General features: G+C 67.3%; 21 protein-coding genes. 12 read left to right on the top strand and 9 right to left on the bottom strand.

Annotated elements, in window-relative coordinates:
* Positions 1-1410, top strand: coding sequence for an MFS transporter (locus BLV92_RS28725; RefSeq protein ID WP_090552241.1), 1410 nt, complete (start codon positions 1-3; stop codon positions 1408-1410).
* A gap of 75 nt (positions 1411-1485) precedes the next feature.
* Here the strand turns inward: BLV92_RS28725 and BLV92_RS28730 are convergent, their stop codons facing one another.
* Positions 1486-2388, bottom strand: coding sequence for a LysR family transcriptional regulator (locus tag BLV92_RS28730; RefSeq protein ID WP_090552244.1), 903 nt, complete (start codon positions 2386-2388; stop codon positions 1486-1488).
* 222 nt (positions 2389-2610) lie between these two features.
* Here BLV92_RS28730 and BLV92_RS28735 point away from each other — a divergent pair, with 222 nt between their 5' ends.
* Positions 2611-3387, top strand: coding sequence for an SDR family NAD(P)-dependent oxidoreductase (locus BLV92_RS28735; protein WP_090553133.1), 777 nt, complete (start codon positions 2611-2613; stop codon positions 3385-3387).
* Between the two features lie 91 nt (positions 3388-3478).
* On the opposite strand, the gene BLV92_RS28740 is transcribed toward BLV92_RS28735, so the two are convergent.
* From BLV92_RS28740 to kce, 4 genes are all read right to left on the bottom strand, one after another.
* Positions 3479-4270 (bottom strand): SDR family oxidoreductase, encoded by a 792-nt coding sequence (locus BLV92_RS28740; protein ID WP_090553134.1) that lies wholly within the window; start codon positions 4268-4270, stop codon positions 3479-3481.
* A 44-nt stretch (positions 4271-4314) separates the two neighbouring features.
* A complete protein-coding gene (gene fabG, locus BLV92_RS28745) occupies positions 4315-5055 on the bottom strand; it encodes a 3-oxoacyl-[acyl-carrier-protein] reductase (RefSeq protein ID WP_090552246.1) in 741 nt (246 codons plus the stop codon).
* 26 nt (positions 5056-5081) lie between these two features.
* On the bottom strand, positions 5082-6428 hold the full coding sequence (locus tag BLV92_RS28750; RefSeq protein ID WP_090552247.1) for an MFS transporter: 1347 nt from the start codon (positions 6426-6428) through the stop codon (positions 5082-5084).
* A gap of 83 nt (positions 6429-6511) precedes the next feature.
* Positions 6512-7465 carry a 3,5-dioxohexanoate:acetyl-CoA acetone transferase gene (kce, locus tag BLV92_RS28755; RefSeq protein ID WP_090552249.1) on the bottom strand — a complete coding sequence of 318 codons (954 nt, stop codon included), beginning with the start codon at positions 7463-7465 and terminating at the stop codon, positions 6512-6514.
* A 306-nt stretch (positions 7466-7771) separates the two neighbouring features.
* On the opposite strand from kce, the gene BLV92_RS28760 reads away from it, so the two are divergent.
* Positions 7772-8797 (top strand): AraC family transcriptional regulator, encoded by a 1026-nt coding sequence (locus tag BLV92_RS28760; protein ID WP_090552252.1) that lies wholly within the window; start codon positions 7772-7774, stop codon positions 8795-8797.
* A 114-nt stretch (positions 8798-8911) separates the two neighbouring features.
* On the opposite strand, the gene BLV92_RS28765 is transcribed toward BLV92_RS28760, so the two are convergent.
* On the bottom strand, positions 8912-9697 hold the full coding sequence (locus BLV92_RS28765; RefSeq protein WP_090552254.1) for an alpha/beta hydrolase: 786 nt from the start codon (positions 9695-9697) through the stop codon (positions 8912-8914).
* A 174-nt stretch (positions 9698-9871) separates the two neighbouring features.
* On the opposite strand from BLV92_RS28765, the gene BLV92_RS28770 reads away from it, so the two are divergent.
* A complete protein-coding gene (locus tag BLV92_RS28770) occupies positions 9872-10477 on the top strand; it encodes a TetR/AcrR family transcriptional regulator (protein ID WP_090552256.1) in 606 nt (201 codons plus the stop codon).
* A 105-nt stretch (positions 10478-10582) separates the two neighbouring features.
* On the opposite strand, the gene BLV92_RS28775 is transcribed toward BLV92_RS28770, so the two are convergent.
* Complete coding sequence (locus BLV92_RS28775) at positions 10583-11395, bottom strand: NAD-dependent epimerase/dehydratase family protein (RefSeq protein ID WP_167627158.1); 813 nt, start codon at positions 11393-11395, stop codon at positions 10583-10585.
* Between the two features lie 526 nt (positions 11396-11921).
* On the opposite strand from BLV92_RS28775, the gene BLV92_RS28780 reads away from it, so the two are divergent.
* The 5 genes from BLV92_RS28780 (at position 11922) to BLV92_RS28800 (ending at position 16806) form a co-directional block, all read left to right on the top strand.
* Positions 11922-12881 (top strand): TRAP transporter substrate-binding protein, encoded by a 960-nt coding sequence (locus BLV92_RS28780; RefSeq protein ID WP_373681863.1) that lies wholly within the window; start codon positions 11922-11924, stop codon positions 12879-12881.
* Between the two features lie 147 nt (positions 12882-13028).
* Positions 13029-13508: a TRAP transporter small permease gene (locus tag BLV92_RS28785; RefSeq protein WP_090552262.1), complete on the top strand. Its 480-nt coding sequence runs from the start codon at positions 13029-13031 to the stop codon at positions 13506-13508.
* Between the two features lie 6 nt (positions 13509-13514).
* Complete coding sequence (locus BLV92_RS28790) at positions 13515-14867, top strand: TRAP transporter large permease (RefSeq protein WP_090552264.1); 1353 nt, start codon at positions 13515-13517, stop codon at positions 14865-14867.
* A gap of 135 nt (positions 14868-15002) precedes the next feature.
* Positions 15003-15938, top strand: coding sequence for an SMP-30/gluconolactonase/LRE family protein (locus tag BLV92_RS28795; protein WP_090552266.1), 936 nt, complete (start codon positions 15003-15005; stop codon positions 15936-15938).
* 202 nt (positions 15939-16140) lie between these two features.
* On the top strand, positions 16141-16806 hold the full coding sequence (locus BLV92_RS28800; RefSeq protein WP_409372380.1) for a FadR/GntR family transcriptional regulator: 666 nt from the start codon (positions 16141-16143) through the stop codon (positions 16804-16806).
* Positions 16807-16893: 87 nt separating this feature from the next.
* Here BLV92_RS28800 and BLV92_RS28805 read toward each other — a convergent pair whose 3' ends face one another.
* A complete protein-coding gene (locus BLV92_RS28805) occupies positions 16894-18249 on the bottom strand; it encodes an MFS transporter (RefSeq protein ID WP_090552272.1) in 1356 nt (451 codons plus the stop codon).
* A gap of 735 nt (positions 18250-18984) precedes the next feature.
* Between BLV92_RS28805 and BLV92_RS28810 the strand changes: the two genes are divergently transcribed.
* Positions 18985-20175: an endo-1,4-beta-xylanase gene (locus tag BLV92_RS28810; RefSeq protein WP_090552274.1), complete on the top strand. Its 1191-nt coding sequence runs from the start codon at positions 18985-18987 to the stop codon at positions 20173-20175.
* A 60-nt stretch (positions 20176-20235) separates the two neighbouring features.
* Here BLV92_RS28810 and BLV92_RS28815 read toward each other — a convergent pair whose 3' ends face one another.
* Positions 20236-20979: a GntR family transcriptional regulator gene (locus BLV92_RS28815; RefSeq protein WP_090552277.1), complete on the bottom strand. Its 744-nt coding sequence runs from the start codon at positions 20977-20979 to the stop codon at positions 20236-20238.
* A gap of 199 nt (positions 20980-21178) precedes the next feature.
* Here BLV92_RS28815 and BLV92_RS28820 point away from each other — a divergent pair, with 199 nt between their 5' ends.
* Together BLV92_RS28820 and BLV92_RS28825 are read left to right on the top strand one after the other, a co-directional pair.
* Complete coding sequence (locus BLV92_RS28820; protein WP_090552278.1) at positions 21179-22399, top strand: pyridoxal-phosphate-dependent aminotransferase family protein; 1221 nt, start codon at positions 21179-21181, stop codon at positions 22397-22399.
* Positions 22396-23208, top strand: a complete 813-nt coding sequence (locus BLV92_RS28825) for a 2-keto-4-pentenoate hydratase (RefSeq protein ID WP_090552281.1) — start codon at positions 22396-22398, stop codon at positions 23206-23208. The genes BLV92_RS28820 and BLV92_RS28825 overlap by 4 nt, the downstream gene beginning before the upstream one ends.
* Positions 23209-23724 lie beyond the last annotated feature (516 nt).

Raw genomic sequence — 23724 nt, forward strand, 5'->3', positions numbered from 1 at the left:
ATGCAGACCAGCGACAACCGCATCGATCCGGCGCGGACCCAGACGACGCGCGCGACCGCCAGTGGCTGGATCGGATCGGCGCTCGAATACTACGACTTCTTCATCTACGCGCAGGCCGCGGCGATGGTCTTTCCGCAACTGTTCTTTCCGGCCGGCAATCCGAAGCTCGCGATCGTCGCGTCGCTCGCGACCTACGGCGTCGGTTACGTCGCGCGGCCGATCGGCGGCTTCGTGCTCGGGCGGCGCGGCGACACGCACGGGCGCAAGCATCTGCTGCTGCTGTGCATGTTCCTGATGGGCGCGTCGACGTTCGCGGTCGGGCTGCTGCCGACCTATCACCAGGTCGGCATGCTCGCGCCGATTCTGCTGGTCACGCTGCGCCTCGTTCAGGGCTTCGCGGTCGCCGGCGAAATTTCCGGCGCGAGTTCGATGATCCTCGAACAGGCGCCGTTCGGCCGGCGCGGTTATTACGCGAGTTTCGCGTTGCAGGGCACGCAGGCCGGCCAGATTTTCGCGGCCGCGATCTTCATGCCGCTCGCGTGGTACATGCCGAACGCGTCGTTCGTGTCGTGGGGCTGGCGCATTCCGTTCCTGTTGAGCGCGCTCGTGCTTGCCGCCGGCGTCGTCATACGCCGCAACGTATCGGAGTCGCCCGCGTTCATCAGCGAGGATACGAACGGTTCGGTGCCGGCGTCGCCGATCACGGTCGCGTTCCGCGAAAGCTGGCGCGAGATCGTGCGCATCGCGGTGATGGCGACGGCCGCCGTGATCGCGATGGTCGCGACCATCTTCGGCGCGGCCTACGCGGTGCAGCCGTCGTACGGGATCGGGTTCCATCCGGATACGTACCTCGCGATTCCGCTGATCGGCAACATCGTCGCGGTCATCGTGATTCCATTCGTCGGCAAGCTGTCCGACCGGATCGGCCGCCGCATTCCGGTCGTCGTCGGCTCGCTCGGCGCGGGGCTGTTGTCGTACGTGTATCTGTACGCGATCAGCGCGAGGAACGCGCCGCTCGCGATCGTCACGTCGGTGCTGATGTGGGGCGTCGTCTATCAGGGCTTCAACGCGGTCTTTCCGAGCTTCATGCCCGAGCTGTTTCCGACGCGGACCCGCGTGTCCGCGATGTCGATCGGGCAGAACATCGGCATGTCGCTGACCGCGCTGCTGCCTTCGCTGTTCGCCGCGATCGCGCCGCCCGGCACGAAGGACATTCCGTTCCTGATCGGCTCCGCGACGCTCGCGATTACCGCCGTTGCCGCGATTGCGGCGTGGACCGCGCGCGAGACGCATCGCATTCCTCTGCATGAACTGGGCATGCCCGGCGCTGCCGCGCGCGCGTCGTCGCGGCCCGCGAACGAACTCGGCGAGCCGGGGCAGCGCCCGACACCCGCTGCCGGACCGCGATGAAACACGGGCGCGGCGCGGCCGGGCAACTAGCGTAAGCAGCGTAACGCAGCGCCGCTTCCATGCGCCGGCTGGCGTCTAGTCGCGCAACGTCGCCTGGCCGAGTTTCGCCACCAGTTCGTCGTAGACGACGCGTATGCGCGTCGGCACCGGGCCTCGCTGCGGGCGATAGACGTACAGCTTCCACGGGCTCGGTTCGAGCCGCGGCAGCAGCCGCACGAGGCGGCCGTCCGCGATGCACGGCCGGACCAGATACTCGGTGCACTGGCTGAAGCCCAGCCCCGCGCACGCGGCCGCGATTTCGGCCTCGGTGTCGTCGGTCACGAAAACCGGCGACGACGGCTGGAATTGCCGCTCGTCGCGAAACATCCACGGCCACGGCCGGCCGGTCGACCGATCGATCAGACTCGTGACCGGCATCGTTTCGAGTTCCTTCAGATGCGTTGGCTCCCCGACGCGACCGATCAGCGACGGCGCGCCGACCACCCACACCGGCAGCGGCCCGATCATCCTCGCGATGAAGCGGTTGTCGCCGATCGCGCCCGCGCGCACGCCGATGTCGATCTGCTCGTCGACGACCGGCGACGGCGAGTCCGACAGCCGGAGGTCCGGCACGAGGCCGGGATGCCGTGTCATCAGGTCGAGCAGCACCGGCTGCACGAAGCGGCGTCCGAGCACAGACGGCGCGGTGATCCGCACCGTGCCGACGGCTTCGTCGGTACGGCTTGCCGCCGGTCCGAACAGGTCGTCGACCGCGGCCAGCGCGTCCTGCGCCTTCGGGACGAACGACTGTCCGAACGTCGTGATCTGGATGCGCCGCGTGCTGCGATGAAACAGCGTTTCGCCGAGCGTCTGTTCCAGTTCGCGGATCGCGCGCGTGACGACCTGCGGGGACACGCCGAGCCGTTTCGCGGCTTCCCGGAACGTGGGAGAGGCGGCCGTCACCGCGAAGATCTTGAGGATTTCCAGTCGATTCAGCATGCGAGCCTGCGAGTGTAGTTCCGCTGAAGGGAATGACGGGCTTCGAGGATTCCAGCGTTCGAACGGCACCCTGAAAACCGTTCCCAGGCGGGGAATTCTGAATGCGTGATTATTCCATTCATTTGCATCTGGCGGACGCCCATACTTCGCGGCAGGCGTGAAGCGCGCACTGCGCCGCGCTCATTTCCCCTATGTCGCAATGTCCGGATGGAGAGCATGAACATGAATGCAAGCACCCAACAAACGCAGCTGGAAGGCCGCATCGCGCTGGTGACCGGCGCCAGTTCGGGTATCGGCCGCGCATCGGCGCTCGAACTGGCGCGCCGCGGCGCGAAGGTGGTGGTCGCCGCGCGGCGCAGCGAAGAACTGGAGCGGCTGGTCAGCGAGATCGCGGCCGCCGGCGGCGACGCGAAGGCGTTCGTCGCGGACGTCGCGAACGAAGCGGACATCAAGGCGATCGTCGATTTCACGGTGGCGAGCTACGGCCGCCTCGACATCGCGTTCAACAACGCCGGCACCGAAGGCGTGTTCGCGCCGCTGCTCGAACAGAACGCGGAACGCTTCGACCAGGTGTTCGAGCCGAACGTGCGCGGTGTGTTCAACTCGATGAGGTACGAGGCCGAAGTGATGCTGCGCCAGGGCTCGGGCAGCATCGTCAACAACGCGTCGATGGGCGGGCTGATCGGCTTCGAGAACGCGTCGGTGTATATCGCGAGCAAACACGCGGTGGTCGGCATGACGAAAACCGCGTCGATCGAATGGTTCCGGCGCGGCGTGCGGGTGAACGCGTTGTGCCCGGGGCTGATCGAGACGCCGTTCCACCATCGCGGCATCTGGCCGTCCGTGGAGGTGCAGCAGGCCTTCGCGGCCGGCACGCCGGCGGGCCGCTGGGGTTCGGCCGAAGAGATGGCGACGATCGTCGCGTTCCTCGCGTCGGACGATGCCAGCTACGTGTCGGGCCACGCGCTGGTCGCCGACGGTGGTTATTCGATTGCCTGACGTTCGACGGCGGGAGCACACGCGGCGCGGGTCGGCGAACACCGCCGATTTCCCGCCGCGCCCCGGAGCCTCCCCGGACCGCCTTCCGCCGTCACAGATACTCGACGTTCCCGTCCACGCTGATCGCCTGGCCGCTGATGTTGCGCCCGGCCGGCGACGCGAGGAACAGCGCGAGCGCCGCGACGTCGTCCACCGTGACCATCCGGCGCAGCGAAATCTTCTTCAGATACTCGTCGCGCATCGCGTCGAACGGGATGCCGAGCGCGTCCGCGCGGGCGGCGATCACGCGGCTCATCCGCTCGCCTTCCACGACGCCCGGCAGGATCGCGTTGACGCGGATGTCGTCCGGCCCGAGTTCGATCGCGAGCGACTTGACGAGGCCGACGATCGCCCACTTGGTGGCCGCGTACGGCGTGCGAAACGCGTAGCCGAGCCGGCCGGCTACCGACGACATCGCGATGATGCCCGCGCAGGTGGACGTCTCCTTCAGCAGCGGCACCGCGCGGCGCAGAAAGTAGAACTGGCTGTCGAGGTTCGTCGCGATCGTGCGCCGCCACAGCTCGGGGTCGAGGTCTTCCACCGCGCCGGTCGGGCCGGCGATGCCCGCGTTGTTCACGAGTATGTCGAGGCCGCCCAGCTCGCGGCGCACGTCGTCGAAAACCCGGTCGACCTGCTCCGGCTGCGCGACGTCGGCCACGCGCGCGTGCAGCGCCGGCTGCTCCGCCTTCGCGCGTTCGACGGCGGCCGGGTCGACGTCGCAGACGAAGACCTGCGCCTGCGCGTGCAGGAACGCGTCGGCCATCGCGGCGCCGATGCCGGAGGCTGCGCCCGAGATAAGCACCCGCAGGCCGGGCACCGGTTTCAGAAGATCCAGCGTGTTCATCGATTCCCTCATCCGATCGTTGCGCGCGTGATCGAGGCGCGCGGTCACAGTGTCATGCCGCCCGACGCCTCGATCACCGCGCCGTTGATGTAGCTCGCCTCGTCGCTCGCGAGGAACGCATAGACGCTCGCGATTTCGTCCGGCCGTCCGAGACGGCCGAGCGGCACCTGGGCGCGCATCTTCGCGAGCACGTCGTCCGGCACCGTCGAAAGAATCGGCGTATCGACGAAACCGGGCGCCACCGCGTTGACCCGGATGCCCTTCGGCCCGAGTTCGCGGCTCCACGTCCTGGTGAAGCCGATCACGCCGAACTTGGCGGCCGCGTAGTTCGTCTGCCCGTAGTTGCCGTACAGGCCGACGACCGAACTGGCATTGAGCACGACGCCCGAACGCTGCTCGACCATGATGTCCACGACCGCCTGCGTCGTATTGAACACCGCGCGCAGGTTCACGTCGATCACGTCGTCGAACTGCTTGAGCGTCATCTTCTGCAGGCGCGCGTCGCGCGTGATGCCGGCGTTGTTCACCAGCACGTCGATCCGGCCATGGCGGGCGAGCACGGTCGCCACCATCGCGCCGACGGCCTCGCGGTCCGCGACGTCGAGCGCGAACGCCGACGCCTGCGCGCCCGCTTCGCGGCACGCGTCGGTCACGGCGGCGAGGGCGTCCGCGTTCAGGTCGCACATGGCGACGGTCGCGCCTTCGCGCGCGAACTTCAGCGCGGTCGCCGCGCCGATCCCCTGGCCGGCGCCGGTGATGATGGCCACCTTGTTTTTCAGTCTCATTTCTGGGTCCTTTCGGGTGCGGAGGTTCAATGGTGAATGCCGGGCGCGGGCATCCCGATCGAGCCGGCGCCTTCCTCGCGGCGGATCGCCTTCGCGAGCAGCGGCACGAGCGCGAGGCCTAACACCGACGCGGCGAGGATGACCGTGAAGCCCGAATCGCTGCGGCCGGACAGCGTTTCCGTCATCCCGAACAGATACGGTCCCGCGAATCCGCCGAGCAGCCCGAGCGTGTTGATGAACGCGAGGCCGGCCGCGGCCTGGATGCCTTGCAGCCGCTTCATCGCGATCGCCCAGTACGACGGCAGCACGCCGCCGCCGAAGAACGACGTGACCGCGAGCCAGACGATCCGCGCCATCGGCCCGTGCGTCGCGATGTACGCGCACGCGCCGGCGAGCATGCCGACGGTCAGCCAGCCGAGATACACGCAGTCGTTGTCGAGGCGGCGATGGATGCGCGGCAGGATCAGCACGCCGAGCAGGAAGCCGATGCCGACGCTGCCCGCCAGCAGGCCGATCACGAACGGCGACGTGACGTTCATCTGGTGGATCATCGCGGGCGCGAAGAAGTACAGGCCGACGAACGCCACCTGGTTCAGGAAATAGATCAGGCCGATCAGCACCGTGCTGTGCCGCTTCAGCGCGGCGATCCAGTCGGCGGACGTCAGTTCCGGATGGCCGTGCGCGTCGATCACCGCGCGCTCCTCCAGCACCGCCGCCTGCGCGGGCGACAGCCAGCGCGCGTCGCGCGGCCGGTCCGGCAGCATGAAATACAGCAGCACGCCGACGATCACGCTCGGCAGCCCTTCGAGCATGAACATCCATTGCCAGCCGTGCAGGCCGCCGAGACCGTTCATCTGCATCAGCGCGCCGCCGACCGGACTGCCGATCACGAGCGCGAGCGCCGGCGCGGTGTAGATCCAGCCGACCGCGACCGGCCGGTCCTTCGGCGCGAACCACAGCGTCACCATGTACATCAGCGCGGGAAAGAGGCCCGCTTCGGCGATGCCGAGCAACACGCGCAGCACGTAGAACGACCACACGCCCTGCACGAACATCATCAGCGTCGACAGCACGCCCCACGTCACCGCGATCCGCGCGATCCACAGACGCGGGCCGAAACGGTGCGCGGCGAGATTGCTCGGCACTTCGAGCAGCGCGTAGCCGATGAAGAAGATGCCCGCGCCGAGCCCGTAGGCGGCCGCGTCGATGCCGACGTCGAGCGCGAGCTGGGTCTTCGCGAGCGCGACGTTCGTGCGGTCGAGAAACGACATGAAGTAGATCGCGCACATCAGCGGGATCAGCTTCGCCATCGCCTTGCGCGTCGCGAGCCGGTGCAGCGCGCTGGCGTCATCGTTGCCGGATTCGGTCGTCATGGTGTCTCCTGGTAATGGGTTGTTTTGTTGTTGTTGTCGTCGTCGTGCTGCGGGTCAGGCGATGCGGTCGAGCGGCCGCCCGCTCAGGCGGTCGCGGCGGCGAACGCGACGTTGTCCGCGCCCTTCAGGCCGAGCATCGTGCGCACGTCGGCGGGCGTCGCGATCTCGAACGACAGTTCTTCGAGAATCCTGCGGATCTTCGCGACCTGCTGCGCGTTGGATTCGGCCTTCACGCCCTTCGCGAGATAGACGCTGTCCTCCAGCCCCACGCGGACGTTGCCGCCCATGATCGCGGCCATCGTCACGAGCGGCATCTGGTGGCGGCCCGCGCCGAGCACCGAGAACAGATAGTTGTCGCGGCCGAACAGGCGGTCCGCGGTCGAGCGCATCACGGCCATGTTCTCCGGGTCCGGACCCATGCCGCCGAGAATGCCGAACACCGACTGGATGAAGAACGGCGGCCTCACGAGCCCTTCGTCGACGAAGTACGCGAGGTTGTACAGATGGCCGAGGTCGTAGCACTCGAACTCGAAGCGCGTGCCGTGGCCGCCGAGTTCGAGCATGATGCGTTTGATGTCGCGGAACGTGTTCCGGAAGATCATGTCCTCCATCCCTTCCACGTAGTCCTTCTCCCAGCCGTAGCGCCACGACGGCATCTTCGCCGCGAGCGGGTGAATCGAGAAGTTCATCGACCCCATGTTCAGCGAGCACATCTCGGGCTTCAGCAGGCGCGGATACGCGAGGCGCTCGTCCAGCGTCATTCGCGTGCTGCCGCCGGTCGTGATGTTGATGACCGCGTCGGTCGCGTCGGCGATCGCCGGCACGAATTGGGCGAACACGTCGGGGCTCGGCGTCGGCCGGCCGTCGTCGGGATGGCGCGCATGCAGATGGATGATCGCCGCGCCGGCGCGCGCCGCGTCGATCGCCTGGTCGCGGATGTCGGCCGGCGTGAGCGGCAGATGTTCGGACATCGACGGTACGTGCGTCGCGCCCGTCACGGCGCATGAAATGATGACTTTTCGGCCCGGTTGGCTCATTGCGGTTTCCTCGTTCGGTGCGGTTCGCATTGCTTTGCACGGCGCGCGTGCGCGCCATACGGCGGCGGTCAGGGGAGCGGATGGAGCCGCCGTGCCGCGCGTGCGTGAAGGCCGGCGCGGCGCGGGGTCGGGATGCGGGCGTGAACGGGCATCGGCGTTGTCTCCATGATTTGGGATGGTCGTCCGCGGTTCGGCCGGGCTGGCCGGCGGACGTGTTGTGATACCGATGTTAGTCAGGTAGCATCGCGCCGTTAAGGTCATTTTCGGACACGCGGGCGTCCCGCGAGGACAAATTGAGGTCGTCACGTGGCATCCACTCGCCCCCCGCTGAACGAGCGCATCTACGCGCCGTACAAGATCGCCGCGCTGGTCGAAGTGCTCGCGGAGCAGGGCATCGCGCCGGAGGACAGCCTGAAGGGCACGGACTTGCGGGCCGACGAACTGTATGACGCGTCGGTGATGACGTCGGTCGGCCAGTACGCGACCGTGTGCCGGAACGCGGTGTCGCTGTCGTGCGCGCCGGACACGCCGTTCAGGGTCGGCCGCCGACTGCATCTGTCCGCGTACGGGATGTACGGTTATGCGCTGATGTCGTGCCTGTCGCTGCGCGACTACTTCAAGCTCGGCGTGAAATACCACCGCCTCGCGACGCCGACCGTGATGATCGAATGGACCGAGTATCCGGACCGGATGGTGTGGACGTTCCCGGACGCGTTCGTGTCCAGTCCGTCGCGCGAGTTGCGCGAGTTCATCATCGAGCAGCAGTACATGCAGCACGTCACGCATCTGGAGGACGTCGCGGGCCGCCGCTGCCCGCCGGTGCGCGCGTGTTTTTCCTATGCCGCGCCCGCGCATGCCGAGCGTTACGCGGATTATCTCGGCTGCCCGTGTTTCTTCGACGAGCCGCAGTGCGAGCTGGTGTACGACAGCGCGATCCTCGACCAGAAGCCGCAGCTCGCGCACAAGCTGACGGCTGCGCTGCTTCAGGAAACCTGCGACCGGCTGATCGGGCAGGCGAAGACGTCGGCCGGCGTGGCGGGCGAGGTCTATCAGATCCTGATGGGCCAACCCGGCGTCTTTCCGGGCATGGACGAAGTGGCGGACGCGATGCATCTGACGACCCGCACGCTGCGCCGGCGTCTGCTGGCGGAAGGCACGTCGTTCGTCGCGATCGTCGACGACGTGCGCCGCTCGCTCGCGCTCGAATATCTGAAGACGACGCGGATGAGCACCGACGACGTCGCGATGCTGCTCGGCTTCAGCGACACGGCGAACTTTCGCCGCGCGCTCAAGCGATGGACGGGGAAGGGGCCGGGCGAACTGCGCGGGTGATGCGGGCGGCGCTGGGGGAGAAGCGCGGCGCGGAGCGCAACGGCATCGCGATGACGGCCGCAACGGCGGCATTCACCGCGACCGCCGCGGCCTCACGCGGCGCATCGCCCACCGTCATTGCGCGCCTGCATGCCGGGCTGCCTGTTCGATCAGCTTCGCGACTTCGACCGGATGCGAGATATACGCCGCGTGGCTCGACGGGATTTCGACGGTCGTGCTGCCGGCGCGCTTCGTCATGAAGCGTTCGAGATCGGGATTGATTGCGCGGTCCGCCGTCGCGACGACCGCCCAGCTGGGTTTTGTCCTCCACGCGGCCTGCGTGATCGGCACGCCGAACGACTGGGCCGCCGGCATCACCTGCGAGGCCGCCATGAACTGCGCTTCGGCCGCGGGGACATCCGCCGCGAAGTCCGCGCGGAACTGGGCCGGATCGAAATACAGGTAGCCGTCGGCGGTCGCCTTGATCGCCTTCGTCGCGGGCGGCATCTTCTTCGTCAGGTCCAGCGGGCTTTCGCCGGTGTCCGGCTGGAATGCCGCGACATACACGAGGCCGGCCACCTTCGCGTCGTTGCCCGCCTCGGTCACGACCGCGCCGCCGTAGCTGTGGCCGACGAGGATGCTCGGGCCGTCCTGCGCGTCGATCACGCGCCTGGTCGCCTTCACGTCGTCGTCGAACGACGTTTCAGGCTCCTGAACGACGGACACCTTGTAGCCGTCGCGCGTGAGGATTTTCGACACGGCTTGCCAGCCCGAGCCGTCCGCGAAGAAGCCGTGCACGAGGACGACGTTCTTGACCGGCGCGGCCGCCGGGGTTGGCGTGGTTGCCGTGGCGGCGTGAGCGCCGAGCGAGGCGAAGGCGAACGCAAAAGCGGCGGCGAGGCGGGTAAGAGGCGATTTCATTTGAGGCTCCAAAAAAGGGTTGAGTGACAAGAGGTTCACGACGAGTTTCGTCTCATCGGTTTAGCCATCCTACTAGTAGGGTGGCTAAACCTCAAGTTCTTTTTTCGGGGCTGGAGCTTTTGACCTGCTACGGGTACACTGACGCGGTATTCATCCGACTAGATGGTAGGGAAAATGACAGCAACCGGCGAAGTGACGTTAGGCAGGATCGTCGAGGCGGGGCGGCAGTTGATCATGCGGCGCGGCTACAGCGGCTTCAGCTACGCCGACGTCGCCGACGCGATCGACATCCGCAAGGCGAGCATTCACCACCACTTTCCGGCGAAGGCGGATCTGGTGATCGCGGTAGTCAGGCAGTCGCGCGACACGTTCGACGCCGACATGGCGTCGCTACAGGCGGGCGGCGCCGATCCGCTCGCGCAGTTGCGCGCGTACGTCGGCTACTGGGAGCGTTGCATCGCGGACGACAGCGCGCCGTTCTGCGTGGCCGGGATGCTCGGCGCGGAATTGCCGGCGCTGCCCGATGAAGTCGCGCAGGAGGTGAGGGCGCATTTCGAGAACCTGGCCGCGTGGCTCGAACAGGTGCTCGAAGCGGGTGTGAAGAGCCGGCTGTTCAGGCTCGGCGGATCGGTGCAGGCGGAGGCAGCGACGCTGGTGTCGGTGGTGTACGGCGCGATGCTGGCCGCGCGCGCGTATGGCAACGCTACGCTCTTCAAGGACGTGACCGATGCCGCTGTCGAAAGGATCGTCAATCCGCGCAGGAAAGCGAAGTCCGCGTGAAGGCCGTGTGCGCGGGGCTTCGCTCGTGAACCGTGCGTAGCCCGCGCGCTGTGACGCTTCGTGCGGCCGATCCGTCGCGCGAAGCGTGTTCTGCGATTCCCTCGATTACCGCGAGCCGACCCGCTGATCCGCCGGCGTGAAGTCGATGCTCGCGAACCCGCCGCCCTGGTAACGCTGCGCGGTTTCGTCGAGCGGATTCGGCTTGCCGACGATATCGGTTGCGTAGTCTTCCGCGTTCTGGCGCGGCGCATAGCCTAGCCGTTCCGCGCCGCTGTTGTCCCAATAGCTTCGCGTGTTGTTCGACACCCCCCACACGACCTGAAAGCCGATGTCCGGCACGTTGATCGACTGTTCGATCAATTGCAGCAGATCGTCATGGCCGAGCCACGTGCCCAGATGGCGGAACTCGGTCGGCTTCTCGACGCAACTGCCGATCCGGATGCACACGCTCTCGATCCCGTGCTTGTCCCAGTACATCCGCGCGAGCGATTCGCCCCACGCCTTGCTGAGCCCGTAGAACCCGTCGGGCCGGAACGCGCAGTCGAGGTCGAGCTTCTGTTCGACCGGATACATGCCGATCGCGTGGTTCGAACTCGCGAACACGATGCGCCGCACGCGATGGCGGCGCGCCCCTTCGTACACCGCAACGAGTCCGCGCAGGTTGTTCTCGATGATCTCCGGCAGCGGCCGCTCGACGCTCGTGCCGGCCATGTGGATCAGCACGTCGATGCCCCGCATCAACCGGTCGACGACTTCCGGGTCGCGCAGATCGCCGTGCATCACGTCCTCGCCCGGCACGATCGGTTCGAGCGGTTTCGAGCCGGCGGCGGAGCGCAGGTCGAAGCCGCGCGCAAGCAGCGCGGGACGCAGCACGCGGCCCAACTGGCCGCCTGCGCCGCTCAAAGCAACTTTGGTCACGTTGGAAAACCCTCTTGAGCAAAACGGAATAACGCGCGCCGCGCGCGGCTGAACGGGAACGCGGGCGGCCTGCATGGCGGTCGCCGCACGGTCTCCGGTGGCGGACATCGTGCGGAATCGTCGCAAAGTTGTCAATCAAATATTCGGATTCGATGACCATTCGCTGATGCCGGACACGGCATCGTTCGGCTGCTCCGCACAGTGCGGCATCCGTTCGCGGCCTTCGGCGCGCCGGCATTGGCGCGGAAAAGCCTCGGCCGCCAGCGCGCATTTACGCTGGTTCGCGCCGCGCGGACGCCGCAGCGTGGAAACCGTCGCCGGAGACAGGGCTTGCCACGCCCAATTTCATCCGGGTATCCACCAGGGCGCAACCGGGGGCAAGGTCTATACAATCCGATGTTGTCAAACAACAACCGAGTGCAGGCGGCGAACGGGGTTTCCCGCCGCGTGGTGCGCGCCCCGGTCGGCTGACGACGTCTATTACAAGGAAAGCACAATGAAGAAATTTTCGCTGTCCCGCCTTTCGATGATGGTTGCCGCGTCGGCGCTCGCGCTCGGCGCGGGCGGCGCGCAGGCCCGCGTGTTCCGCGCGGCCAACGTGCACGCCGACACGTTTCCGACCGTGCAGGCCCTCAAGTACATGGGCGACGAAGTGGCGAAGGAGACCGGCGGCAAGGACACGATGAAAGTCTTCGGCAACAGCGCGCTCGGCTCCGAAGGCGACACCATCTCGCAGGTGCGCGTCGGCGCGCTCGACATGGTGTGGGCCAACGGCTCGCTCTTCAACGAGATCGTGCCGGAATCGGTGATCCCGTCGCTGCCGTTCCTGTTTCGCGACATCGATCATTTCCGCAAGGTGATGTACGGCCCCGAAGGCCAGAAGATCCTCGACGCGTTCTCCGCGAAGGGGATGGTCGCGCTCGCGTTCTACGAGAGCGGCGCGCGCTCGATCTACGCGAAGAAGGCGATCCACTCGCCGGCCGACCTGAAGGGGCTGAAGGTGCGCGTGCAGCCGTCCGACCTGATGGTGGACGAGATCAAGGCGATGGGCGGCACGCCGACGCCGATGCCGTATGCCGAGGTCTACACGGGACTCAAGACCGGGCTCGTCGATTCGGCGGAGAACAACGTGTCGTCGTATGCGGAGACGAAGCACTACGAAGTGGCGCCGGTCTTTTCGGAAACGCAGCACGTGATGATTCCGGAAGTGCTGGTGTTCTCGAAGAAGATCTGGGACACGCTGACGCCGCAGGAACAGGCGACGGTCAAGAAGGCGGCGACCGACTCGGTGCCGTATTACGTGAAGCTGTGGACCGCCCAGGAAGACAACGCGATGAAGACCGTCGTGAAGGGCGGCGCAACCGTCGTGCCGGCGTCGCAGATCGACCGCGCCGCGTTCGTGAAGGCGATGCAGCCGGTGTGGGCGAAGTACGAGTCGACGCCGCAGATGAAGCAGCTCGTCGACGAGATCCAGGCGGTCCACTGAGCGCGCCGCGCGCGGATCGCGCCGGAATGCGCAGCCCGGACCGAAGCGCCGGGCGCGCGTTCCGGCTGGCCGTTTTTCGCGCGGGAGCGCGGCGGGCCGCGAGCCCTGCCCGCGCAAGGCGCCCGCGCACCGTATGAGGATGCCCAGATGAGTTTCATGAAGCGCCCGAACGATGTCGTTTCCGGCGTGCTGACGGTCGTGGCGGCGATCTGCCTCGTCGTGCTGTGCGCGATGGTGCTGTACGGCGTCGTGATGCGCTACGTGTTCGACGATGCGCCCGATTTCGTCGAGCCGGTCGCGCTGCTGATGGTGATCGTGATCGCGTTCTTCGGCGCCGCGCTGAAGGTGCGCGACGGCGGCCACATCGGCCTCGACTCGCTGGTCACGAAACTGCCGCCGCGCGCGCGTCTCGCGGCCGTCGCGTTCCAGCATCTGTGCCTGATCGCGTTCGCGGTGGCGATGTTCTTCGGCTGCCAGGAGATGGCGTCGACGACCAGCGACGACCCGATCCCGATCATCGGTCTGCCCGAGGCCACCCGCTACTACATTCCGATGGCGGCGAGCGTGTGCATCGTGCTTTTCTCTTTCGAACATCTGCTGAACATGTTCGCGCGCCAGCGGACCTGATGGATCATGGAACTCGCCATTCTCACGATAAGTTTTCTCGTTTTCCTCGTGCTCGGGGTGCCGGTGTCGTTCGCGCTCGGGCTGTCGTGCGTGCTGACCTACCTGTACGAAGGGCTGCCGGTCGCGACCGCGATGCAGTCGATGGTGTCGGGCATCAACGCGTTTTCGTTCCTCGCGGTGCCGTTCTTCATCTTCTCGGGCGAGCTGATGCTGCACGGCGGCATCGCGGACCGCATCCTGCGCTTCGCGCAGGCGCTCGTCGGCCATTTCCGCGGCGGTCTCGGCATGGCGAACGTGGTCGCGTGCACGCTGTTCGGCGGCGTGTCCGGCTCGCCGACCGCGGACACGTCCGCGATGGGCGGCGTCGTGATCCCGCTGATGAAGCGCGAGGGTTACAGCGCCGCGTACGCGGTCAACGTGACGACGCACTCGTCGCTCGCCGGCGCGCTGATGCCGACCTCGACCAACATGATCATCTACGCGCTCGCCGCGCAGGGCATCACCGGGATGGTGGCCGGCAACGCGGTGAACGGCGTGTCGATCGGCGACCTGCTGTTCTCCGGGCTGATTCCGGTGCTATGGGTGATGGGCTTCGTGCTGCTGACCGCGTACTGGCAGGCGGTGCGCTACAGCTTCCCGCGCCGGCCGGACGGCTCGACCGAACTGCCGCGCTTTCCCGGCTGGGCGACGGTCGGCAGGACGTTCTTCGGCGCGCTGCCCGGTTTGTTCGTGATTCTGATCATTCTCGGCTGTGTCGCGAAGGGGATCGCGACGGCGACCGAGGCGGCGGCGATCGCGGTCGGTTATTCGCTGGTGCTGACGGTGTTCGTCTATCGCAGCATGACGCGCGACAAGCTGTTCAAGTCGCTCGCGCGCGCGGCGCGCACGACCGGCGTCGTGCTGCTGCTGATCGGCGTGTCGAACATGCTGCGCTTCCAGATGGCGTACCTGGAGATTCCGGACGCGATCGAGCGCGCGCTCGAACACGCGACCACGATCCCGTGGCTGATGCTGCTGTACGTCAACATGATCCAGGTGTTCCTCGGCACGTTCGTCGACATGGCCGCGCACATCCTGATCACGACGCCGCTGTTCCTGCCGATGGCGATGCACTTCGGCGTCGGGCCGGTGCAGTTCGGCATCATGATCCTGCTGAACTGCTCGCTCGGCCTCGTGCATCCGCCGATCGGCTCGGTGCAGTTCATCGGCTGCGCGATCGGCGAGGTGTCGATCGGCGAGACGACGCGGATCGCGTGGCCGTATTACCTCGCGATCTTCAGCGCGATCAACATCGTCACGTATTTCCCGTCGTTCTCGACGTGGCTGCCGAGCCTCATCAACGGGCATCCGGTGTTCTGACGCGGCGGCGGCGGGTGGGATAGAAAGAGGCTCGCGACGGCGGGCCTCTTTCGTTTGAGGTTCTGGTTTGAGGCTTTTTTGCGCGCGGTTTCGCATTGGCGGCGCGCGCATTCGAAACGGATGAGGAGCAGGGCGATGAACGGTGTGGGTTCGATGCGCGCGGAGCGCGTCGCGGCGGCAGGCGACGCGCCGGCCGAAGTCGGCGAATGCCCGGTGTGGCGCGCGGCGGAAGGCGCGCTGTATTGGGTCGACATCGTCGCGAACAGGTTGAACCGGCTGCATCTCGACAGCGGCCGGCGCACCGCGTGGCGGCTGCCGGAACGCATCGCGTGTTTCGCGTTCGATCGCGACGGCGCGCTGCTGGCCGGCATGGAGAGCGGCCTGTTCGCGGTGGACCTGCGCGCCGCGCCGCACGGCGGCGAGGTGGCCGCGCGCCGCATCGCGGCGCCTGCGTTTCCGCTCGCGGACATGCGCTTCAACGACGGCCGCTGCGACCGCCAGGGCCGCTTCTGGGCCGGCACGATGGTGCAGGACACGGCCGCCGCGCAGGCGGTCGGCTCGCTGTTTCGCTACGACGCGAAGGGCGGACTGTCGCTGCCGGTCGTCGATGGGCTGATCGTGCAGAACGGGCTGTCGTGGTCGCCCGACGGCCGGACGATGTATCTGTCCGATTCGCATGCGAGCCGGCGGCTGGTGTGGGTCTACGACTACGACGTCGATGCGGGCTGGCCGCGCAACCGGCGTCTGTTCGCGGATCTGCACGCGCACGTCGGCCGTCCCGACGGCGCGGCCGTCGATGCGGACGGCGGCTACTGGATCTGCGCGAACGACGCGGGCCGCGTGCTGCGTTTCGCGCCGGATGGCCGGCTCGACCGGCAGATCGAATTGCCGGCCGCGAAGCCGGCGATGTGCGCGTTCGGCGGTCGCGATCTGGACACGCTGTTCATCACGACGATCCGGCCGGCCGCGAACGCGACGGAGCACGACGGACATCTGTTCGCGGCGAGGCCCGGCGTATGCGGGCTGCCGGAGCCGGAATTCGCGGGCGCGCTGGACGGCCTCGGACGATGACGCACGCGAACGAAAGTCCCGCGCGAACCTCGTTGCCGGGGACTGCCGGCGAGGCGCTTCCGGCTGCGCCGCCGCGCGCCGCGTGCGGCCGTCCGGGCCGTCCGCGTTGCTGATGCGCGGTGCCGATGCCTTACAATGGCGGACACCCCCGGACAACCCTCAGCGCACCTTTTCCAATATGGCTGACCAGAAAGCGCCTAGCATGCCGGCGCGGATTTACAGCGATATTCTGAACCGCATCATCGAAGGCGAATACAAGGAAGGGGCGCGCCTGCCGACCGAGCACGCGCTCGCGGAACAGTTCGCGACGTCGCGGCCGACCGTGCGCGAGGCGCTCGCGCAACTGCGCGCGGACGGCATCATCGCGACGCGCCACGGCTCCGGCACCACGGTGATCCGCCGTCCCGACCCGGACGTGCGCCGCTTCGCGCCGCTGGAGACGCTGTCCGACATCCGGCGCTGCTACGAATACCGCGTGGTCGTCGAGTCGGGGGCGGCGGCGCTCGCCGCGCAGAAGGCGGACGACGCCGACATTGCCGCGATCCGCGACGAGTGGGAGAACCTGGAGCGGATCGTCGAGACGGCGGGCATCGGCGCGAAGGACGATTTCGCGTTCCACCTCGCGGTGACGCGCGCGTCGAAGAACCAGTTCTTCGTGTCCGCGCTGTCGTCGATCCACGAGCAGATGGTGTTCAGCATGAACCTGTCGCGCAACCTGTCGCTCGTGAAGTCGGTCGAGCGCCAGCGGCTCGTGCAGCGCGAGCATCTCGAAGTGCTCGACGCGATCCAGCAGCGCGACCCCGAGCGCGCGGCGCGCGCGATGCGCGAGCACCTCGAACGCGCGATCGAGCGGATGTTCGGTTCCTGACTTTTTTGAAGCGTCGCGATCCGCGAGGGCGGTGGTCATGGAGCCGCGCCGGACTGCCCGGCGCGCGCGCTCGCCAACCCGTTTCGTTCAGTCCGGCATTCCATGGCCGCGCGTTTCCGGCAGGAACCACGGCAGCACGATCCCAAGCACGTACACCGAACCGAGCGCCATCGCAGCCTGCGGCACGCCGCCGAACGACTTGATCATCGTGCCCGCGAGGATCGGGAACACCCACGCGATCAGCCGGGCCGCGTTGAACACGAAGCTGATCGCCGTCGAACGCACGGTGCTCGTGAACAGTTCGCACGGATAGATCGCCATCCACACGTACGCGCAGCCGAGCGTGAAGAAACCGTTGATCGGCGCGACGATCATCATCGTTTCGACGCTCGTCGTCAGGCGGTAGGTGACGAACGTCGCCGCGAGCGAGCCGACGAACGTCAGCGACAGGAACGTCTTGCGGCCGATCGCGTCGATCACGAAACCCGCGATCATGTACGCGACGATCGCGCCGACCGTATAGACGATCGACACGCGCGAGCCCCACGCGACCGGGTCCGCGAGCCCTTCGGCCTTCGCGAGCGCGACCGTGAACGTCGGCAGCCAGCTTGAGATCGCCCACCAGCCGACCGTCGTGACGATCGACAGCACGACGAGGATCAGCGTGCGGCGCGCGGCCTCGCGCTCGACGAACAGTTGCGCGAGCGTGAACGGGCGTCGGCCGGATGCGGGCGCGGCCGACGCTGCGGCGGGTTCGGCGTTCGTCGCGTTCCAGCGTTTCTCGCGCACCGCGCGCTGCCATTTCTCCGATTCGTTGACGCCGCGCCGGATGTACAGCACGAACAGCGCGGGCACCGCGCCGAGCACGAACATCAGCCGCCACGTATCCGCGCCGAACGGATGCACGGACGACAGCCCGTACCAGATCACCGCGGCCGTCAGCGTGCCCCAGCCGAAACCCGATTGCAGGAAACCCGCGCCTTTCGCGCGCGCCTGTTCGGGCCACGTCTCGGACACGAGCGCGATGCCGGTGCTCCATTCGCTGCCCATCGCGAGACCCGTCACGAAGCGCAGCGCGCACAGCATCCAGACATCGGTCGAGAACGCGGTGAAGCCGGAGAACACCGCGTACAGGAACACGGACCACAGCATCATCCGCTTGCGCCCGACGTAGTCCGCGAGAATGCCGCCGACCAGCCCGCCGATGCCCCAGCCGAGCAGCGTGATGCCGATCACGAGGCCCGCATAGATCGGCGTCGATGCCGCCTGCGTCGCGGACAGCACCGAGTGCAGCATCGGCGCGAGCACGACCACGAGCACGAGCGCCTCGTAACCGTCGAAGATCCAGCCGAGAAAACTCGCGCGCAGCACGCGCCAGTGCATCGGCGTGAGCCCGTCGTACCAGCGGCCCCGCGCGCCGGCTGCGATCCGTCCTTGTTCCATCGTTTCGTCTCCGATCCCCTGCAAGAGGGGTGCTGCGACTGCGCCGGCGTGCGGCCCGATCGTGCCGTTCGGCGTTCGTCTCTTGTTGTGTTGTGGCGCGTCCTGTACCGACAGCGAAAACGCGGCCAGCGACGATCGTACCTCACCGCGCGTCGCGCCGTGACGGCGTTCTGGTGGCCGGCGAGGACTACGGCCGTCAATGCATCGAAGGTCCGCGCTCGGCGCTCGCGAGTTGCGGATAACCAACACTGCGGGATACCCGACGCGAGCGGCGCACGCGAACGCGCGCCGCCGGTTGCGCTTTGTGCTCCTCGCGCGCTGCATCGTCCGCATGAAACGGCGAGCGGCGCGCCGGTTGATGGCCAGCGCCGGTGGCTATCCAAACGCCGCTATCACGCGCGCCGATGCCGGGCAATATGCACGGCGGCCGGTATTTTCCATAGGCCGCCAATCGTCGTTTTAAAACGGCGGCCGAATTAACATCGTTCCATCGTTGCGACGCGTTTTAACGGCTTTATTAGCCGGATCAAATCCGCGCCGGAATGCTTGCCGCTCCGCGTTTCGCACGATTGCGCCGCAATCGCCGGGACGCCGGAGCGATCCCGCAGGTGAACAAGGCTTCTCCATTACCCGCGTATCTCGGGTTCCAGTATGGTCATTACCCTGATGGCCATACTGGATTTTTTTTAACTGGATTAGACCGTCACCGCATTAATCGACACAAAAAGGATATCCATGCCCACGCCACGATTCCGCCGCCGCCAGATCTGCATTGCCGCCGCATTGCTTCCGGTCACCTGGGTTGCCGGATGCGCGAGCGGCGGCGTGGCCGGCGGCGCTCGCCCCGGCGACACGCCGCTCGCGCCGGCCCCGCGCGCGGACGTGCCGGCGCTGAAGACCGTGATGGCCGCGCACTTCAAGGTCGGCGCGGCGGTCGAGCCGGACGCGCTGCGCCAGCCCGCGGACGCCGCGCTGATCGCACAACAGTTCTCCAGCCTCACCGCCGAAAACAAGATGAAGCCGGGCACGATCGGCATCGCGGAAGGGCGCTACAACTTCGGCCCCGCCGATGAGATCGTCGCGTTCGCGCAGGCGAACGGCATCGCGATGCGCGGGCATACGCTCGTATGGCACTTTCAGGCGGGAGACTGGAAGGAAGCGCCGGACTGGTTCTTCGCCGGCGACCGCAACGCCCCCGGCTATCGCGACCAGGTCGCCGCGCGGCTGCATCGCTACGTGACTGACGTGGTCGCGCATTTCCGCGGCAAGGTCTACGCGTGGGACGTCGTCAACGAGGTCATCAGCGACGACCCGGCCTACGTGTACCGGCAGGACAGTCCGTGGTTCAAGGCGCTCGGCAAGGACTACATCGCGATCGCGCTGCGCGCCGCGCGCGCGGCGGACCCGGACGTGAAGCTGTACATCAACGATTACAACACCGACGATCCGGGCAAACGCGCGCGGCTGCTGTCGGTGATCCGCGAGCTTCAGGCGCAGCACGTGCCGATCGACGGTGTGGGCCACCAGATGCACGTGAACGTCGCGTGGCCGCCGCTTGCGAACATCCAGCAGGCGTTCGCGGACGTCGTCGCGCTCGGCCTCGAAAACCAGGTGACGGAACTGGACGTGAGCTTCTACAACGATCCGGGCAGTTGCTGGAGCGACGCGAAGACGTGTCTGCCGGACCTCGGCGCGCCGGTGCCGAACCATGTGCAACGCGCGCAGGCGCTGCGTTATCGCGAGTTGTTCGATCTGTTCGAGCGAGAGCCGAGCATTCGCGCGGTCACGTTCTGGGGCTACACGGACGGGCACACATGGCTCAGCACCGTGCCGGCGAAGCGGACGAACCAGCCGCTGCTGTTCGACGCGGACCTGAAGCCGAAGGCCGCGTTCTGGGCGATCGTGGAGCCGGCGTACCAGCCGTGAGCCATCGCGGCAAAACGGCGTCGCGCGAGGCCGCGCACGACGCTTTCCGCATCGGGCCGCTTACGGCGCGTCCGCGCCGTCGGGCGGCATCGGCTTCGCCATGTCGACGGTCGTCAGCGTGCGTTCCGCGAGCACCGCGTCGCGCTTCGCGAGCAGGTGCGAACGCAGGATCGCTGACAGTTGCCGACCGTCGCGTGTCTCCAGCGCGCGGATCATCGCTTCGTGGTCGCGGATCGCGCTGTCCCACTTCGCGGTCTGGAAGTTCGACCGGAACCGCAGCGCCTGCAGCCGCCGGTTCAGCGTCACGTAGGTCTGCCGCAGCGTCGCATTGCGCGCGGCCGCGTTGATGCGGTCGTGGATCGCGCGATTGCGCGCGTAGTAGCCGGACAGGTCGTTCTGCTCGCGGCACATCAGCATCGCCGCATGCAGCGCCTTGATCTCCGCAAGTTCGGCCGCGTTGATCCGCTCGCACGCGAGTTCGCCGGCAAACGCTTCGAGGCCGCTCATCAGCTCGAACATGTCGCGGATCTCGGCCTCGCTCAATTGCGCGACGCTCGCGCCGCGATTCGGCGAAATGTCGATCAACCCCTCCGCCGCGAGCACCTTCAGCGCCTCGCGCAGCGGCGTGCGCGAAATGCCGAGCATCTCGCACAGCTTGCGCTCGTTCAGCTTCACGCCGGGCGCGAGCAGCCCCTCGACGATGAAGTTGCGCAGATGATCGACCACCGTGTCGTGCAGCCGCAGCCGCTCGACTTTCGGCAGCGCGGGCGCGAGCTGGGCCGCCGGAATGTCAGCATTTTGCATTCGAAACCTCGGTCGTTCCGTTCGCGGCAATTTTAGCGTAAGCCCGCCATGGCGCTGCACAGGCGGGTTTCCCCTGGTCCGTCCGGGCCATTCTCCGCTTTTCAACCCGGGGACCGTGGATTAGAGTATTTTGCATGCAAAATTCCATTTGCTTTACTGTCACCGACATTCCATTCGACCGCAATTCGAGGGGCGTTTGATGCTGAAACTGGACTTTCATCCGGCGGGCCGTCATTTCCTGCAGATTCCGGGGCCGAGCCCGGTTCCCGACCGCATCCTGCGGGCGATGAGCTACCCGACGATCGACCATCGCGGCCCCGAGTTCGGCGCGCTGGGCCTCAAGGTGCTCGACGGCATCCGCAAGATCTTCAAGACCGCGCAGCCGGTCGTCATCTATCCGGCGTCGGGCACCGGCGCGTGGGAGGCGGCGCTCGTGAACACGCTGAGCCAGGGCGACGCCGTGCTGATGTACGAGACCGGCCACTTCGCGACGCTGTGGAAGAAGCTCGCGGAAAACCTCGGGCTGAAGCCGGAGTTTCTCGGGCTGCCCGGCGTCGAGGGCTGGCGGCGCGGCGTGCAGCCGGACCTGATCGAGGCGCGTCTGCGCGCGGACACCGGCCACGCGATCAAGGCGGTGTGCGTCGTGCACAACGAGACGTCCACCGGCGTCACGTCGGACATCGCCGCGGTGCGCCGCGCGATCGACGCGGCCGGGCATCCGGCGCTGCTGCTCGTCGATACGATCTCCGGCCTGGCGTCCGCCGACTACCGGCATGACGAATGGGGCGTGGACGTGACCGTGTCCGGCTCGCAGAAGGGCTTGATGCTGCCGCCGGGCATCAGCTTCAACGCGGTGTCGCAGAAGGCGCTCGCGGCGAGCAAACAGGCGACGCTGCCGCGCGCGTTCTGGGGCTGGGACGAGATCATCGAGATGAACCGCCAGGGTTACTGGCCGTACACGCCGAACACGAACCTGCTGTACGGGCTCGCGGAATCGCTCGACATGATCCTCGGTGAAGGACTCGATCGCGTGTTCGCGCGTCACCAGCGGCTCGCGGCCGCGTGCCGCGCGGCGGTCGAAGCATGGGGCCTCGAAATCCAGTGCGTCGATCCGGCCGTGTATTCGCCGGTGCTGACCGGCGTCGTGATGCCCGAGGGCGTCGACGCGGACGCGGTGCGCAAGACCATCTACGAGCACTTCGATCTATCGCTCGGCACCGGGCTCGGCAAGGTGAAGGGGCGCATGTTCCGCATCGGCCACCTGGGCGACTGCAACGACCTCACGCTGATGGCCGCGCTCGCCGGCTGCGAGATGGGGCTGAAGCTGTCCGGCGTCGGGCTGAAGGCGAGCGGCGTCACCGCCGCGATGGACTACCTGACGACCCACGTTGCGAAACCCGCATTGAAGGTGGCTGCATGAGCACGGTAGTGAACGAACCCGGCGCGGCCGTTGCCCGCCAGCGCACGTATGACGCCGACGCGCTCGCCGCGCAGTTCGTCGCCGCGCGCACCGCGAACGGCGTCGCGAGCGCGCTCGATACGGTCGAGCCGGCGCTGCGCCCCGCGAACAGCGACGACGCGTACGACGTGCAGCACGCGACGGTGCGCGCGCTCGGCGGCCGGATCGGCGGCTGGAAGGTCGGCTCGAAGTCGCTCGACGGTCCGATTCAGGGCGCGCCGCTGCCGGCGGCCGGCGTGTTCCGCGAGCCGGTGACGTTGCCGCGCGCGTCGTTCGTGAAGCCGGGCCTCGAACTGGAGATCGCGTTCACGCTCGGGCGGCGCTTCGAGCCGCACAGCGGACCCTATGACGACGCAACGGTGATCGCCGCGATCGAGTCCGTGCATGCGGCGATCGAAGTCGTCGCGACCCGCTTTCGCGCATGGCCGGACGTGGACAAGCTGTGGCAGCTTGCGGACCTGCAGAACCACGGCGCGCTGGTGGTCGGCGAAGGCGTTCCTTATGACGCCGCGTATCCGTTCGTCGCGCCGTCGATGCGCTTCACGTTCGACGGCGCGAGCGCGTTCGGCGGCACGCCCGCGAACCCGGCCGGCGATCCGCGGCGGCTGCTCGCGTGGGTCGTGAACCACAGCGTCGCGCGCGGCGTCGCGGTCGAGCCCGGCACCGTGCTGACCGCCGGGTCGTACACCGGCCTTTTCGTGTTGTCGTCGCCGGGCGTTGCTCATGGCGAGATCGACGGGCTGCCGCCGGTAGCGGTGAAGCTCGTCTGAACCCGCTCCCGGGGGTGTCGATGCCGGCGTCCACGTTGAACCTGCTGATCCGTGTTGCTCCTGTGTCGGCATGCGCCGCGCCGCCGCCGCTCGCGGACCGGCTGCGCCGCTCGTTTCGATGCGGACGCCAGGCTATAGGCACTCTGTTGCGGGCGCATGTTTCTCACGCTGGAATATTCCGGCAACGCGAAGGCCGCAGCGCGGCGCGCGATACACGCGCCGCGCTGCTGGTCAGCCGAACGCCGCGTCGCACAGATGCCGGAACAGGCATTACGCATAAAGTAAGCGCCTACGTTAAAGAAACGGGCAACGCGTCCCGTCAACCATAAAGAGCGCGCACGACGCGCGTTCAAGGAGACATCGCATCGCCATGAACCGACCTCTGCTCTTCTTCGACGCCTTCGTTTCGCAGCATCCCGGCCGACCCGCGTAGCGTTTCCGCCGCGAGCCGCCGCCAGCCATCCGCCTTTCGAAGTACCCGTTGCCGGGCGTTCGGGACGCATCGTCGCGTCCGGG

This window comes from Paraburkholderia caballeronis (assembly GCF_900104845.1).
In the GTDB taxonomy this organism is placed as follows: Bacteria; Pseudomonadota; Gammaproteobacteria; order Burkholderiales; family Burkholderiaceae; genus Paraburkholderia; species Paraburkholderia caballeronis.